Source organism: Acidithiobacillus sp. AMEEHan, assembly GCF_030996345.1.
Taxonomy (GTDB): Bacteria; Pseudomonadota; Gammaproteobacteria; order Acidithiobacillales; family Acidithiobacillaceae; genus Igneacidithiobacillus.
This window is the reverse complement of the sequence record NZ_CP118747.1, coordinates 971852-986358: the sequence shown is the minus strand read 5'-3', so window position 1 is coordinate 986358 and position 14507 is coordinate 971852. Positions and strand designations below refer to the sequence as shown.

General features: G+C 61.9%; 14 protein-coding genes. 8 read left to right on the top strand and 6 right to left on the bottom strand.

From position 1 onward, the window contains the following. Positions 1 to 6 precede the first annotated feature (6 nt). Positions 7 to 711, top strand: a complete 705-nt coding sequence (locus ORD17_RS05045) for a PilZ domain-containing protein (RefSeq protein ID WP_308389789.1) — start codon at positions 7 to 9, stop codon at positions 709 to 711. Here the strand turns inward: ORD17_RS05045 and moaB are convergent. Genes moaB through def form a run of 6 tightly spaced genes read right to left on the bottom strand, consistent with a single transcriptional unit; the run spans position 708 to position 7538 of the window. Next, entirely contained in the window at positions 708 to 1229 is a 522-nt protein-coding gene (gene moaB / locus ORD17_RS05040; RefSeq protein ID WP_308389788.1) for a molybdenum cofactor biosynthesis protein B, read from the bottom strand. The genes ORD17_RS05045 and moaB overlap by 4 nt on opposite strands. Next, entirely contained in the window at positions 1229 to 2626 is a 1398-nt protein-coding gene (locus ORD17_RS05035) for a sigma-54 dependent transcriptional regulator (protein ID WP_308389787.1), read from the bottom strand. The genes moaB and ORD17_RS05035 overlap by 1 nt, the downstream gene beginning before the upstream one ends. Beyond that, on the bottom strand, positions 2623 to 4848 hold the full coding sequence (locus ORD17_RS05030) for an ATP-binding protein (RefSeq protein ID WP_308389786.1): 2226 nt from the start codon (positions 4846 to 4848) through the stop codon (positions 2623 to 2625). The genes ORD17_RS05035 and ORD17_RS05030 overlap by 4 nt, the downstream gene beginning before the upstream one ends. Continuing rightward, entirely contained in the window at positions 4845 to 6110 is a 1266-nt protein-coding gene (gene rsmB, locus ORD17_RS05025) for a 16S rRNA (cytosine(967)-C(5))-methyltransferase RsmB (RefSeq protein ID WP_308389785.1), read from the bottom strand. Before rsmB ends, ORD17_RS05030 begins: the two co-directional genes overlap by 4 nt. Beyond that, complete coding sequence (fmt, locus tag ORD17_RS05020; protein WP_308389784.1) at positions 6107 to 7042, bottom strand: methionyl-tRNA formyltransferase; 936 nt, start codon at positions 7040 to 7042, stop codon at positions 6107 to 6109. Before fmt ends, rsmB begins: the two co-directional genes overlap by 4 nt. Further along, complete coding sequence (gene def / locus ORD17_RS05015; protein WP_308389783.1) at positions 7035 to 7538, bottom strand: peptide deformylase; 504 nt, start codon at positions 7536 to 7538, stop codon at positions 7035 to 7037. Before def ends, fmt begins: the two co-directional genes overlap by 8 nt. Positions 7539 to 7613: 75 nt before the next feature. Here def and ORD17_RS05010 point away from each other — a divergent pair, with 75 nt between their 5' ends. The 7 genes from ORD17_RS05010 to minD are packed head-to-tail and all read left to right on the top strand — an operon-like array spanning position 7614 to position 14507. Then, positions 7614 to 8666 carry a LysM domain-containing protein gene (locus tag ORD17_RS05010; RefSeq protein WP_308389782.1) on the top strand — a complete coding sequence of 351 codons (1053 nt, stop codon included), beginning with the start codon at positions 7614 to 7616 and terminating at the stop codon, positions 8664 to 8666. Continuing rightward, positions 8663 to 9733: a DNA-processing protein DprA gene (gene dprA / locus ORD17_RS05005; protein WP_308389781.1), complete on the top strand. Its 1071-nt coding sequence runs from the start codon at positions 8663 to 8665 to the stop codon at positions 9731 to 9733. Before ORD17_RS05010 ends, dprA begins: the two co-directional genes overlap by 4 nt. A gap of 9 nt (positions 9734 to 9742) precedes the next feature. Next, complete coding sequence (locus ORD17_RS05000) at positions 9743 to 10183, top strand: DUF494 family protein (protein WP_308389780.1); 441 nt, start codon at positions 9743 to 9745, stop codon at positions 10181 to 10183. A gap of 3 nt (positions 10184 to 10186) precedes the next feature. After that, positions 10187 to 12640 (top strand): type I DNA topoisomerase, encoded by a 2454-nt coding sequence (gene topA / locus ORD17_RS04995; protein ID WP_308389778.1) that lies wholly within the window; start codon positions 10187 to 10189, stop codon positions 12638 to 12640. Between the two features lie 3 nt (positions 12641 to 12643). Then, positions 12644 to 12976, top strand: a complete 333-nt coding sequence (gene fdxA, locus ORD17_RS04990; protein ID WP_308389777.1) for a ferredoxin FdxA — start codon at positions 12644 to 12646, stop codon at positions 12974 to 12976. Between the two features lie 17 nt (positions 12977 to 12993). Then, the gene (gene minC, locus ORD17_RS04985; protein ID WP_308389776.1) at positions 12994 to 13683 is read left to right on the top strand and encodes a septum site-determining protein MinC; all 690 of its coding nucleotides are present in this window, start codon (positions 12994 to 12996) and stop codon (positions 13681 to 13683) included. A 14-nt stretch (positions 13684 to 13697) separates the two neighbouring features. Beyond that, positions 13698 to 14507 carry a septum site-determining protein MinD gene (gene minD / locus ORD17_RS04980; protein WP_308389775.1) on the top strand — a complete coding sequence of 270 codons (810 nt, stop codon included), beginning with the start codon at positions 13698 to 13700 and terminating at the stop codon, positions 14505 to 14507.

Below are 14507 nucleotides of genomic sequence, written 5' to 3'. Positions count from 1 at the left end.
GTCTCTATGAATACGAACCGCTGCAACGAAAATGATGAACTTACGGCGCTGTTACCTGCGCGTTTTGGGCTGGATCTGCAAAACTTTCTCATCGGGATTTTCGCCGGCGATTTTGAGATGATCAGCGATCCGGACAAGGCCATTTTTCTGGCGAATGGTCCCCAGAAGGCCGTCATTTACGAAGCCGATCCCCAGGACGAAGGACGCCTTTGGGAATTCCGTGGTTGGCAGGAAGAGCTGCTCTGCTTCTCGCCGCTTTCTACAGAATTGGCAACGCCCACGGCTGGCTCGGTGCTGGTCGTCCTGGAAACTGATCGGCATATCGTCGGTTTTCTCAGCTCGCGCGTGGCTGCGTCCCAGCAGCTTGTGCATCCTCGCCAGATATTGCGACGGCTGGCGCGCGAAAAGAAACGGCTATCCGTGCGGGGGCGCGTGATCCTGCGCGGCAAACAAAATCAAACGTTGGCGGCAAGAATCCATGATTTCAGCCGCAGAGGCATCAGCTTCGTTCTCGAAGCGCAGCAGATCCGCGTTGGGGAGAGCTTTCTGTCTACCATCGAGTTGGAGGACTGTGGCAGCTGTGAGGTGATCATCGCCGTGCGCAGAATAGAACGCTTCGGCCGGAGCAGTAGCCTCGTAGCGGCTTCTTTTCAGAACACGACGGAACAAGTCGCCTGCATCCAGCGCCTCTTCCAATGCGCCATGGGTTAGGCCTCGCCGCGAATCCGCGGCAGGAGCTGGGCAAGATTGCAGGGACGCTGGCGAATATCCAGCTGGGGCACGATGATCTGGCTCACCCCCATACGCACGGCGCCGGTAGAGCCGGGTAACAAGAAAAAAAGGGTCCCGGAACAGACCGCCGCCTCGGCGCGCGATTGGATGGTACTGGTGCCGATTTCTTGGTAGGAAAGGTAACGAAAGAGCTCGCCGAATCCAGGAATGGGCTTACTGACCAAAGGCGCCATGGCCTCGGGGCAGACATCGCGGCCGGTGAGTCCGGTGCCTCCCGTGCTGACGACGACATCGATCTGCGGATCATCGATCCACGCCTGCATCTGCGCCCGCAGTGCCAGCAGATCATCAACCACGATGGCGCGTTGGACGATCCTGTGGCCCGACTCGCGCAGCAGGGTCTCGGCGGCGTCACCGGACTTGTCGGTTTCAGGTGTGCGGGTGTCCGAGGCAGTGAGGATGGCAATACCCAGGGGTTGAAACGATCGTTCTTCCATCAGTCCTCCAGTTCATCCTCGGGGCGTCGCTCGCCACGCAGCCCAATCCCCAGGTTTTTCAGTTTGCGGTAGAGATGGGTACGCTCCAGACCAGCGGCCTCCGCCGTCCGGGCAATGTTCCAGTCATTACGCGCCAGGTGATACTCGAGAAAGGCCCGCTCGAAGCGTTCGCGCGCCCGCTTCAGGGTGCCGCCAAAGTCCTCGGGGGAGGCGTTACTGAGGGGCATCAGACGCTGATCCAGTCCCAGCGCGCCCTCCACCTCATCGGCGCTGACCTCGGGACCCTCGCTGAGAATCAACAGGCGTTGTACCAGGTTCTGTAATTCCCGCACGTTTCCGGGCCAGGGATAGTGGCGCAGAACCTCCATGGCCTCCGGCAGAAACTGCCGCCGACTCAGACCATCGCGCCGGCGATACAAACTCATGAACTCCTCGACCAGCTCAGGAATATCGGCACTGCGCTGCGCCAAGCTGGGCACCTGCAGCGGCAGGGCCTGCAGGCGGTAGAACAGATCCTCGCGGAACTGCCCCGCGGCCACCAGTTTTTGCAGATCACGCGCCGTACCGGCAATGACGCGTACATCGAGATCCACCGGAGTCGTCCCCCCCACCCGGAGAATACGCCGCTCCTGCAGGGCAGAGACCAGGCGCGCCTGACTCTCGAGATTCATATCGGCAATCTCGTCGATGAAAAGGGTGCCACCGTGTGCCAACTCCAGACGCCCCCGCTGCACACGCCCATCCTGCTCGGCGCCAAACAGCTCGACCGTGACATTGGGCTGGGCGATGACCGCCGCCCGCAGGTCGATGAACGGACTGTCGGCACGGCGGCTCTGGCGGTGCAGGTAACGCGCCGCGACTTCCTTGCCGCTCCCCGCTTCTCCCTGCAGCAGGACCCAGGAGTCCACTGCAGCAACCCGTTGGAGTTGCTCCCGAAACTGCTTGATGGCCGGACTTTCACCGGTAGGTCGTTCGATCACCCCACTCTGCTCGCGCAGTTCCCGATTCTCGCGCTGTAACTGGAAGGCTTCGAGGGCATGGCCGACACTGAGCAGGGTCTTGTCCAAGGACAAGGGTTTTTCGATAAAATCATAGGCCCCTAGCTTCGTCGCCTGCACGGCGGTTTCGATGGTGCCATGACCCGACATCATCACCACCGGTTGCTCGAGGCCATTCCTCGCGAGGCGCTGGAGGAACTGCAATCCGTCCTCACCGGGCATCCAGATGTCGAGCAGAAGAAGATCGTAGACGCCGTCGCGCAGACGCGCCTCGGCCTCGGCGGCACTGGCCGCCTGGGTAACCCGGTAGCCCTCGTCTTCGAGGATATCGGCCAGCGTGCTGCGAATGTCCGGCTCATCATCGACGACCAGAATGTTGAGTCTTCCCGCTTCCTTCATACTTCCTCCGCCACCCCCGCCGCGAGGGGAAACCGCATCGCCACCCGAGCCCCGCCTGCTTCCCGATTCCCCGCCTCGATCTGTCCACCGTGCTCCTCGACGATGCGCCGTACAATGGCCAATCCCAGACCCGAGCCCTTGGGCTTACTGGTCACATAGGGCTCGAAAACGCGCGCCAGCAGATCTGCGGGGAAACCTGGACCATCGTCCTCTACCGTCCATTCTAGCATGGGTTGCTCCTGCCCGAGCAGCATCCGCGTGCGAATCCAGATGTGCTGCTGCGCCTTTGCTGCTGGTTCTGCCGCTGCAGCGATGGCATCGATGGCATTGCGCAGCAGATTGTTGAGGATCTGCCGCAAGCGATGGGCATCGGCGCGCAGAGACGGAAGGTCAGGCGCCAGATCGCAGCGGATTTCCACTCCGGCGCCCTGTCCGCGGTATAGCTCGACCACGTCGGCAATCAGGGCATTCAGATCGATGGGATGCAGGTCCAGTTTTGGCGCTCGGGCGTATTCGGAGAAGGCATCGACCAGCACCTTCAAGGCATCGACCTGCTGGATGATGGTGTGGGTCGCTCGGTCCAGCGTTTCTCCCTCGCCGCCCAGCCGTTCGAGATACTTACGGCGCAGGCGCTCTGCCGAAAGCTGGATGGGCGTAAGCGGGTTTTTGATCTCGTGCGCCAGGCGCCGAGCTACCTCGCCCCAGGCGGCGCTGCGCTGCGCTGCCACCAGAGGACTGATGTCGTCGAAGACCACAACGAAGCCCTCGGCCCCGCCCAACTCCGCAAAACGCGCCCCATGCAGCAGCAGGGTCTGGGTACCGTCACTCCGTTCGATCTGCAGCTCACGCTGCATGTCGTTGCGTGGCTGCGAAATCCAGTCCTGTGCCTGCGCCCAGAACGTGGCCAGTTGCGGCTCCTTTTCCGGATCGGGCAAGCCGCTTTCCGGCAAACGCAGAATCTGCCTTGCCGCCGCATTGATTTCCGAGATCTTCCCTTCGTTGCTGAAGATCAGGATCCCACTGGAAATCTGCGCCAGTATGGTTTCCAGATAATACCGTCGCTGATCGGCCTCTTCCTGCGCCTTGGCCGCCTGCTGCTTGGCGCGCGCGAGCTGCCGCGTCATGTTGTTGAAAGAATGGAGCAAAACGCCCAGCTCATCATTGCTTGGAATGATTTGTAGGGGAATGAACTCACCGCGCGCTACCGCCTGGGTACCCGCGGCGAGGCGGGCAATGGGGGCGGTGAGGCGCCGAGCCAGGAGGAGGGCGATCCACAGGGCACTGAGCGCGGTCAGCAAAAGGGCGACCGCAAGGGTCATTTGAAAGGCCGTCTTCATCGGCCCACGCATCAGGGTAAGCTGTCGATAGCGGTGATCGGCATTTTGCACCGCAGCGGCGGCGCGACTGAATTGCTCCGGCACCACCTGCTCCACGTAGAGCAGACGATTGCCGCGGCCAAACTGCGGGTTCATCACCGGGATGAGCACCCGTACCAAAAGCTGTCCGTTCTCGTCCGCCATTTTGACCAGCGGATGATTGGCATGGGCACCAAGCAGGAGGTCATGGGGCAGACGCGGGACCAACTCGAGGTTGTCACTGCTGGTGGCGATGATCCGGTTGCTGCTGGAAAAAAGGGTGACGCTGCTCAGGCGAAATTGGTCGCGCATCTGGATGACGGTCAGCACCGCAGCACTGTCCGGCTGCCCGGTGAGCGCCTGGGCAATCGTCTCCGCCGACAGCAAGGTGCTGCTGCGATAGCGATCTACCCCGGCCTTGGCCACGTCTACCGCCTGCTCGAGGGCACTCTCCACCGCCGCGCTCAACCAGGAGTCGATGCCTTGATTGAGGTAACGCCAGGAGAAGGCAAACACCACTGCCGCCGGCGTCAGGCTGAGAATGGTGATGATCACGACCAGACGGGTAGCCAACTGACTGCCCACCTCACCGCGCCGCAAACGCAGCAGCAAGCGGGCGACAGCGACCATTACCAGCACCAGCAGGAGCAGAACGATGGCCGCCGAGGCGAGGAGCATGGGGATGAAAAAGGGACTCAACGGTCCTGCGGCACTGACAAAAAAAGTGAACGCGAGGAAGCCCAGGACCACGAGGATCAACAGCACGGCCCACCAGCGGAGGAAGCCGACATTCCCCTCTTCGCCGTCATTCTGGCGCAGTGCACGAAGCCAGTAGCGGCGCGGTGAGGGGTGTTGGCGTTCGCTCATGCCTGCGTACCGACCTTGCGCAGCAGCGCGTAGAAGAAGCCATCCATGTCGTCCTGCCCGGGGAGGCGTTGCCCGCAGCGCGGATCTGCCACCCGCATGGCGTCGCCGTGCCCGGCGAGGAAATCCTGCACCTGGGCTTCATTTTCTTCCGGCAGAAGGGAGCAGGTGCAGTAGAGCAGGCGGCCCCCGGGTCGCAACTGTCGCCAAAGACCGCGCAGCAAACGCGCCTGTTCTTCGCGCAAGGCGACGAGGTCCGGCTCGCGGTGCAGGATATCGGGGTGGCGACGAATGATACCTGTGGCACTGCAAGGCGCGTCGAGGAGAATGGCATCAAAAAGTTGCCCGGTGCTCCAGGTATCCGGCAGGGCCGCATCGGCCTCCCGTAGCTCGGCGTGGAGGCCTTGCCTTTGCAAAGCCGCCTGCAAGCGGCCTAGGCGTGTGGCGGAACGGTCCAGGGCCAGTACATTCGTGGCCCCCAAGGCAAGCAGATGCGCGGTTTTGCCGCCGGGCGCGGCGCAGGCGTCGAGAATCCGCTCCCCCGGCTGGGGCGCGAGAATCTCTGCGGCCAGTTGCGCAGCACCGTCCTGCACTGTGACCCAGCCGGCATCCCAACCCGGCAGTTCGCGTACCGGCAAACTGCCGGGGAGGATCAGGGCATCCGGCAGTTGGGCATCCGTGCGGCTGGGATGACCGCATTCTTGCAAGTGCTGTTGGTACGCATCGCGACTGAGCTGCTGACGATTGACACGCAACCACAGCGGCGCGGGCTGGAGATTGGCAGCGACAATGGCGGGCCAGTCCTCCGGGTAGGCCGCTTGCAGGCGCCGCAGCAGCCACGCGGGATGCGACTCCGACGACATCAGCACCTTGTCGAGGGTCGTGCGCTCGCGCAGGTAGCGGCGCAGCACGGCATTGATCAGTCCTTTGGCCCAGGTCTTGCCGAGGGACTGGCTGGCCTCCACCCAGTCGTTGACGACGGCAAAATCCGGGCGCTGCCCGTGGCGCAATTCGTACAGAGCCAGTTGCAGCAAGGCAAGTACCTGCTCGTCCTGCTTACCGGGGCGCAGCAGGCCCTGCAACAGATCCCGCAGGGACTGGCTCTCGCGCAAGGCGCCACTGAGTAACCACTGCAAACTGGCGCGCTCCGTCCTCTGCAGTCCGGAACGATCAAGGAGAAAGTCCAGGCGTTCGCCGGCCAATGCTGCGGGGTAAGCAAGCAGTGCGGCGCGGCGCAGGCGCTTCCCCTGCACGGCCTCGCTCAAGCGCAAACCTCGCCCGCTTGCGGACGGTAGCCGCGCACAAAATCACCGCCGGAAAGTTGGGCCTTACCCGCGGGTTGTACCTGGGTCAGCACCAGACTCCCCTGCCCGCAGGCGATTTCCGGCCCTTCCGGGATATTGGCGAGCAGCGTGCCCGGCACGCCGGTAGTGCTGCCAAGACGCGCCGACCAGACACGCAACGGTTGCTCCCGAAAACTCGTGTGCGCCACCGGATAGGGATGATAGGCACGTACCAGGCGTTCGATGGTCGCGGCGTCCTGTGACCAGTCGATGCGCGCCTCCTCCTTGCGCAACTTTTTGGCATAGGTCGCCCGTTCATGATCCTGTGGCCGGGGTCGAAGCTCTCCCAACCACAGGCGGTCGAGGGCTTCGCAGAGGGCCTCGGCACCGAGTTCCGCCAGCCGATCGTGCAGGCTGGCCCCGGTATCCGTGTCCAGAATCGGCGTGCGGCGCGTCCACAGCACCGGGCCGCTGTCCAGCCCGGCTTCCATCTGCATGATGCAGATCCCGGTTTCCCGATCGCCGGCAGCCAGTGCGCGGACGATGGGAGCGGCACCGCGCCACGCCGGCAGGAGACTGGCGTGGACATTGATGGCGCCGAGGCGCGGCAGATCGAGCACCGCCTGCGGAAGTATCTGGCCAAAGGCGACCACGATAAGCAAATCGGGGGCCAACTGGCCCAACCAGTCGAGGGTTTCCGGGCTGCGGCTGGATTCCGGCTGCAATATCGGCAGCCCCGCCTGCGTCGCCAGGGTCTTGACCGGACTCGCCTGGAGTTTGCGCCCGCGACCCGCAGGGCGGTCCGGCTGCGTCAAAACGCCTACCACATTGTCCCGACGCGTCAACAAGCGGGTCAGCACGATCTGCGCAAAGTCCGGAGTTCCGGCAAAGACGATGCGCCGCTCCTCAGCCATGCTGGCGCACCCGCTTCTCCGCCTTCCGACGAATCAGGTTTTGTTTCAGGCGGGAAAGGTGATCAACAAAGAGTACACCATTGAGGTGGTCGATTTCATGCTGCAGACAGACCGCCAGCAGGCCGTCGGCCTCCAGTTCCAGAGTCTTGCCTTGGACATCCTGAGCGCGCACCTTGACCCGCTCAGCGCGACGCACGGTTTCCAGCACACCGGGCACCGAAAGGCAACCCTCCTTCATTTCCTCTTCACCAAACTTTTCGATGATCTCCGGATTGATCAAGGTTAGCAGCTCATTGCGTCCATCGGAGACGTCGACGACGATCAATCGCTGCTCTGCCGCCACCTGCGGTGCCGCCAGGCCAATGCCCGGGGCGTCGTACATGGTTTCCGCCATATCATCCGCCAATTGACGGATTTCCCGATCGATGCGCGCCACCGGCTGAGCCAGGCCTTTGAGGCGGGTATCGGGATATTCGACAATTTTCAAAAGCGCCATAACCGGTCCGTTCTCGCAAAAATTGGTATCTTGGACTAATACTATGGGGCGCGGAAGTCCCAAGGAGAAGAAATCATGCGGAAACGTGTTGTGCCCCTGGCTATTGCCTGCGCCCTGTTGGGCCCTATCGCCCCTGGCCTGGCACTCGCCGAGCCAGCAGTTGTCAGCCAGCAGTTGGGCAGTTATGTCGTACGACCCGGTGATACCCTATGGGGCATCGCCGCCCATTTCCTCAAAAATCCCTGGGAATGGCAAAAGATTTGGCACGCCAACCCGCAGATCCGCAACCCCAACCTGATCTACCCAGGCGATCGCATCGTCCTCTATCGGATGCCCAATGGCGAACCCGCCGTCGAGGTCGTTCCCCTGCAACCCCAACTGCAGGTAACGGCCATTCCCAGTTACCATACCGGCATCATCATGCCCTTTCTGCATAGCCCGGCCATCATCGCCAACAAGCAGGAGTACGAAAAACTGCCCTATCTCGCTGCGGCACTGCATGAGCGTCCCGCCTATACCGCCGGGGACCGGGTTTTCGTCAGCGGCCTCGACCAGGCTGCGGTGGGAACCCGCTACAGCATCGTGCGTCTGGGTACCGAGCTGCATCGTCTGGCCGATCCCAAGCCGCTGGGCTATAGCATGATCAATCTGGGCACGGCAGAGTTACTGCACAACGGTGGCGAGGCGGAAATTCGGATTCTCTCAGCGCGGCGGGAAATCAGTCTGGGCGACCGTCTGGTGCCGATCACCCCAAGCCCGACGCCGCACTACTTCCCGAGCGCACCCAAACGCGCCGTTGCTGCACAAATCGTCGCCAAAGCCAACAATGCCGAGGAACTCACAGTGGGTCAGGTGGTCATTCTCGACCAAGGCGCAAACGCCCAACTACAACCGGGCAACGTCATGGAAATCGACGATTCCGCACGGATGGGCAAGAATGCCGTCACCGGCAAGGACTTCCCCCTACCTCCGGAAAAAATTGGTACCCTGATGATTTTCCGGGTCTTTCCCCAGGTCTCCTATGCCGTCATCACTGCGGCAACGCGCGGCATTCCCCTCGGAGCCGACGTCTATTATCCTACTGCCGGACCCGCAAAATTGCAGCAGGAGGCTGAACTCACTCCTTGAAACACTCCGCTTGGCTAGCCCTCCTGCGCTGCCCCGGTCTCGGCCCACGACGGCAGCGCATCTTGCTACAGCAATGGGGCTCTGCGGAGGCTTGTTTTGGCGTGCGCCATCCCGAGCTGGCAGCGGCAAGTCAGGAATGGCTGCGCCGGGACCCCGACGACTGCCTGACGGACGCCGATCGTCAATGGTTGGCGAGTGCCGGGCAGGATCTCTGTACCTGGTTCGATGACGACTATCCCCCCTTGCTGCGGGAAATTGCCGATCCGCCCATGGCGCTATTTCTGCGTGGTCAGCGCGCCCGCCTGCGCGACCCGCTCATGGCCATCGTTGGCAGTCGCAACCCGACCCCAGTGGGAAACGCCACAGCGCGCGCCTTTGCCGAGGAATTGGGCAACCAGGGTCTGGTGATTGTCAGCGGCCTGGCCATCGGCATCGACGCCGCCGCGCACCAGGGTGCTCTGCATTCGGGTACCATTGGGGTATTGGGCACCGGCATCGATCTGATCTATCCGCGCGAAAATCTGGACCTCGCCCGCGCCATTCCGGCGACCGGCCTCATCATCAGCGAGCAGCCACCCGGCACCCGCATCCATCGCGGACTCTTTCCCCGCCGCAATCGCCTGATCAGCGGGCTCTGCCTGGGAACTCTAGTGGTCGAGGCAGCGGAAAACAGCGGCTCGCTGATCACCGCGCGCTTGGCCATGGAACAGGGCCGCGAGGTTTTTGCCATCCCTGGCTCGATCCACAGTCCACTGGCGCGCGGACCGCATCGCCTGATCCGAGACGGGGCCAAGCTGGTAGAGACGGCACAAGATATTCTCGAGGAGTTGGGACCTCTCTTTGCCGCCAGCCGGACCGTGGCGAAGGTATCGCGCGAGCCGGAAGATAGCGCCGAGCGTCAGGTGTGGGCGGCACTGGGACAGGAAACCCTGAGCAGTGAGGAGATCGCCAGTCGCTGCGGATTGACGCTTCCGGCGCTTTCGTCCATCCTCTTGCACATGGAAATCCAAGGATATATCGCCTCCTGCCCTGGGGGGCGCTTCTGCCGCCTTCCCAATACCAACTAGGGGTCTGCCATGGAAGACGTCATCGATATCATCAGCTACCTGCTCGACCACCTCGACGAGGACGAGGAAAACAGCGAGATCGAGGAGCAACTACTCGCCGCAGGGTACCCGGAGGAGGGAATTCAACGTGCCCTCGACTGGATGGACGGCTTCGACGAAGACCACAGCCCCGAAAACAGCCGCTCTGCCATCCGTGGCTATCAACCCTGGGAAAATCTGCAGTTATCCGTGGCAACGCGCGGGCAGCTGGCGGAATGGGAATACCTGGGCGTCATCAACAGCAGTATTCGGGAGCGCATTATCGACCGTCTTCTGGCTCTGGAACTGGAAGAAACGGACTTGGAAACCCTCGACTGGGTCGCGTTTCTGGTGATGGTCAACGAGGACGGGCCCGATGGCTACTGGATGGACCACCTTCTCAGCCCCGATGGCCGTCGTATCCTGCACTGACGCATGACCCACTTGCTGATCGTCGAGTCGCCAGCGAAGGCGAAGACCATCCAGAAGTATCTGGGCGGCGACTTTACCGTGCTTGCCTCCTACGGCCATGTGCGCGATCTGCTGCCGAAGGAAGGGGCCGTCGATACCGAACACGATTTTGCCATGCGCTATGCCGAAATCGCACGCAACGGCAAACATGTCGATGCCATTGCCAGTGCATTGCGCAAGGCCGATAGTCTCTGGCTCGCCACCGACCCGGATCGCGAGGGCGAAGCGATCTCGTGGCATCTGGTAGAGCTGTTGCGCGACAAGAAGCTGCTCGAGGGCAAACCGGTGCAGCGGGTGGTTTTCCATGAAATCACCCCACGTGCGGTGCAGGACGCCGTGGCGCATCCGCGCGCTATAGCCATGGATCTGGTCAATGCCCAGCAGGCGCGCCGCGCACTCGATTATCTCGTCGGTTTCAATCTCTCGCCGCTGCTCTGGCGCAAGGTGCGCCCTGGCCTTTCCGCCGGTCGCGTGCAGAGCGCAGCGCTGCGCATGATCTGCGAGCGCGAGGCCGAAATCCGCGCCTTCGTTGCGCGCGAATACTGGACCCTGAGCGCAGAGCTGGAGCAGGAGGGAAATCGTTTTCCCGCGCGCCTCACCCAGTGGCAGGGGAAGAAGCTCGAGCAATTCGACATTCCCGATGCAGCGGCTGCCGGGGCGATACGCGGCGAGATCCTTGCCGACCTCGAGCGCCAGCCGCTGCGGGTGGTCAAAGTCGAGCGCAAACAGCGCCAGCGGCAACCGGCAGCGCCGTTTACTACCTCTACCCTGCAGCAAGAGGCGTCGCGCAAACTCGGCTTCAATGCCAGTCGCACCATGCGTGTCGCCCAGCAACTCTACGAAGGCATCAGCATCGGTAACGAGACCGCTGGTCTGATCACCTACATGCGTACCGATGCAGTAAATCTCTCGGAAGATGCCATTGCCGCCATGCGCGACTTCGTGCAACAACACTTCGGCAACGAATATCTCCCCAAAGAGGCGCGTCGTTTCAGGACCAAGGCCAAGAATGCCCAGGAGGCGCACGAGGCGATCCGCCCCACCGACATCCGCCGTCACCCCGATAGTCTGCAGGGCCGCCTCGATAAGGACCAATGGCGCTTGTACGACTTGATTTGGAAACGCGCCGTCGCTTGCCAAATGGCTGCCGCACAGCTGGATCTGGTGGCTGTCGATTTTGCTGCGGGGAGCCACTGGCAACTGCGCGCCAACGGTTCGACGATCACTTTTCCCGGTTTCCTCTTGGTCTATCAGGAGGGCAAGGACGAGCAGGACGAAAACGACGAGCAACGCTTGCTGCCTGCCCTGCAAGAGGGCGATCAACCCGCTTTCCACGGGATCGAAGCCGAACAGCATTTTACCGAGCCACCACCGCGTTACAGCGATGCAAGCTTGGTCAAGACCCTCGAAGCCCACGGCATTGGTCGTCCTTCCACCTACGCAAGCATCATTCAGACCCTGCAGAACCGGGAGTATGTTGCCGTGGAGCAGCGCCGCTTTCTTCCCACTGACCTGGGGGAAGTTGTCAATCAGTTCCTGGTGCAGCATTTTGACCAATATGTCGACTATGGCTTCACCGCCGAGCTCGAGGATCAGCTCGATGCCATATCGCGCGGCGAAAAGGACTGGCAGCCGGTACTGAAGGACTTCTGGCAGCCTTTTCATCAGCGTCTGGAAGAAAAAGCCAATATCAGTCGCTCCGAGGCAACGAGCGAGGCGATCGACGAAAACTGCCCGGAATGTGGTAAACCGCTGCGGCTCAAGCTGGGACGCTACGGTCGCTTCATTTCCTGTAGTGGTTACCCCGACTGCAATTACGCCCGCCCCATCGACGGCCCGCGTGAGGCGCCGGAGCCGGTCGGACGCGACTGTCCCGACTGCGGCAAAGCCCTGGTCTATCGCCAGGGGCGCTATGGTCGCTTCATTTCCTGCAGTGGTTACCCGAGCTGCAAATATCTGGAGAGCCTGAGCACGCCCAAATCCACCGGCGTCACCTGCCCCGACTGTGGCAGCGGCGAGTTGGTGGAGAAGCGCAGCCGTTACGGTAAGGTCTTCTACTCTTGCAACACCTACCCCAAATGCAAATACGCCGTTTGGGGAGAGCCAATTGCCCGTTCTTGTCCACGCTGCGCTTGGCCGGTGCTATACAGGAAGAGCACCAAGCGTCGCGGTGAAGAATTGGTCTGTCCTCAGGCCGACTGCGCCTTCCATTTTCCGGAAGCGACGGAGGCAAGCGAAATCGCGGAATTGTTGCGCGACTACCTACCGCCGGAGCCCAAAGCAGAGAAGGAACGGGCCGACAGCAGCGCGAAAAAGGGCGCGCGCCGAAGCTCATCCGCTGCGAAAAAAGCGAGTAGCGGCAAGAAGCCTGCCAGCGCCCGGGCTGCCCAGAAGAAATCCAGTCCAGCCAAGGTTTGAAGTATGACCTACGTCGTCACCGAAAATTGTATCGAATGCAAATACACGGATTGTGCCGAAGTCTGCCCGGTCGAATGCTTTCACGAGGGGCCCAATTTTTTGGTCATCGATCCCGCCGAATGTATAGACTGTGCTGCCTGTATTCCCGAGTGTCCTGCCGATGCGATCTATGCCGAAGATGACGTACCGGAGGACCAGAAACATTTCACCGCCCTGAATGCCGAGCTTACCCGCCACTGGCCCGTCATACTGCGTAAAAAAGCGGCGCTGCCCCAGGCAGAAGAATTCAAGGGGAAGAAGAACAAGCTGCCGCTGCTGCGGCGAGATCGTCCCTGACCGGTTTCACGTGAAACATGAATTCTACCCCGACAAAATCGACCCTGCGCCTTAGTGGTGGGGTATTCACCCTCGGTATCCTGCGCCTGACGGACGCCTCTGCCGAGACCTTGCGGACGGAACTTGCGGCCCAGGGGGCCGCGTTGCGCCTGGTGCAGGGGGCAGCCGTCGTCCTCGACCTGACCGACCTCGATCCATCACTCTCTCTGCCGTTCACCGACTGGCTGGGGATTCTGCGAGAAGCTGGCTGTTTTCCCATCGCTGTGCGCAATGCCAGCGACGGGCAAGCGGAGTCCGCGGCAGCTCTCGGGCTACCGCACCTGCGCGGCAGCGACGCCAAGGCGGCGGCCGCCAGCGCGAATCCGCAAAAGCCTGCCGCTTCGGGTAGCGTGTTCAGCCAGCCGCTGCGCTCCGGTCAGCGCCAGTATGCGCGGGGTGGCGATCTGGTCTGCCTGGGTGCCGTCAACGCTGGCGCCGAAGTCCTGGCCGACGGGCATATCCATGTCTATGGCCCTTTGCGCGGTCGGGCCCTGGCTGGCGTCCAGGGAGACGAATCGGCGCGCATTTTCTGTCAACGGCTGGAGGCAGAACTGGTAGCCATTGCTGGCGTCTATATGATCCTCGACGCGGAACATCCCCTCTGGGGCAAAGCCGCCCAGGTTTCCCTCGATGGCGAACAACTGCATATAATCCCGTTGGACAATTAGAGGAGAGAAACACTGTGGCCCAAACTGTCGTCGTCACCTCCGGTAAAGGAGGGGTAGGCAAAACCACTACCAGCGCCGCGTTCGCCAGCGGCCTTGCCCAACGCGGGTATCGTACCGTCGTCATCGATTTCGATGTGGGCCTGCGCAACCTCGACCTGGTCATGGGTTGTGAACGCCGGGTCGTCTATGACTTCATCAACGTCATTCATGGAGAGGCACGCCTGCAGCAGGCGCTGATCCGCGACAAGATGCTGGAAAATCTCTACATCCTGCCGACCTCGCAAACCCGCGACAAAGACGCCCTGACGACCGATGGCGTGGCTCGGGTGATGGAGGAGTTGCAGACACAGTTCGATTACATCGTCTGTGACTCGCCCGCCGGCATCGAGAGCGGCGCCTTGCGGGCGCTGTACCATGCCGATGCGGCAATCGTCGTCACCAATCCCGAGGTTTCTTCGGTCCGCGATTCCGACCGGATCCTGGGCATTCTCGCCGCCCGCTCGAAGCGCGCCGAAGAAGGCGCCGAGCCCATTCGCGAACATCTCCTGTTGACCCGCTACGCGCCCAAGCGGGTCCAGGGTGGCGAAATGCTCTCCCTGGACGACGTGCAGGAGCTGCTACGCATTCCCTTGCTTGGCGTGATCCCGGAATCCGAGGTCATTCTGCAGGCCTCCAACCAAGGCATCCCCGCTATCCATATGCAGGGTTCGGATGTCGCCTTGGCCTATGAAGATGTAGTAGCGCGGTTTTTGGGTGAGGAGCGGCCACTGCGTTTTGTACAGCCCGAAAAAGCCGGCTTCTTCAAGCGGCTTTTTGGAGGTTGA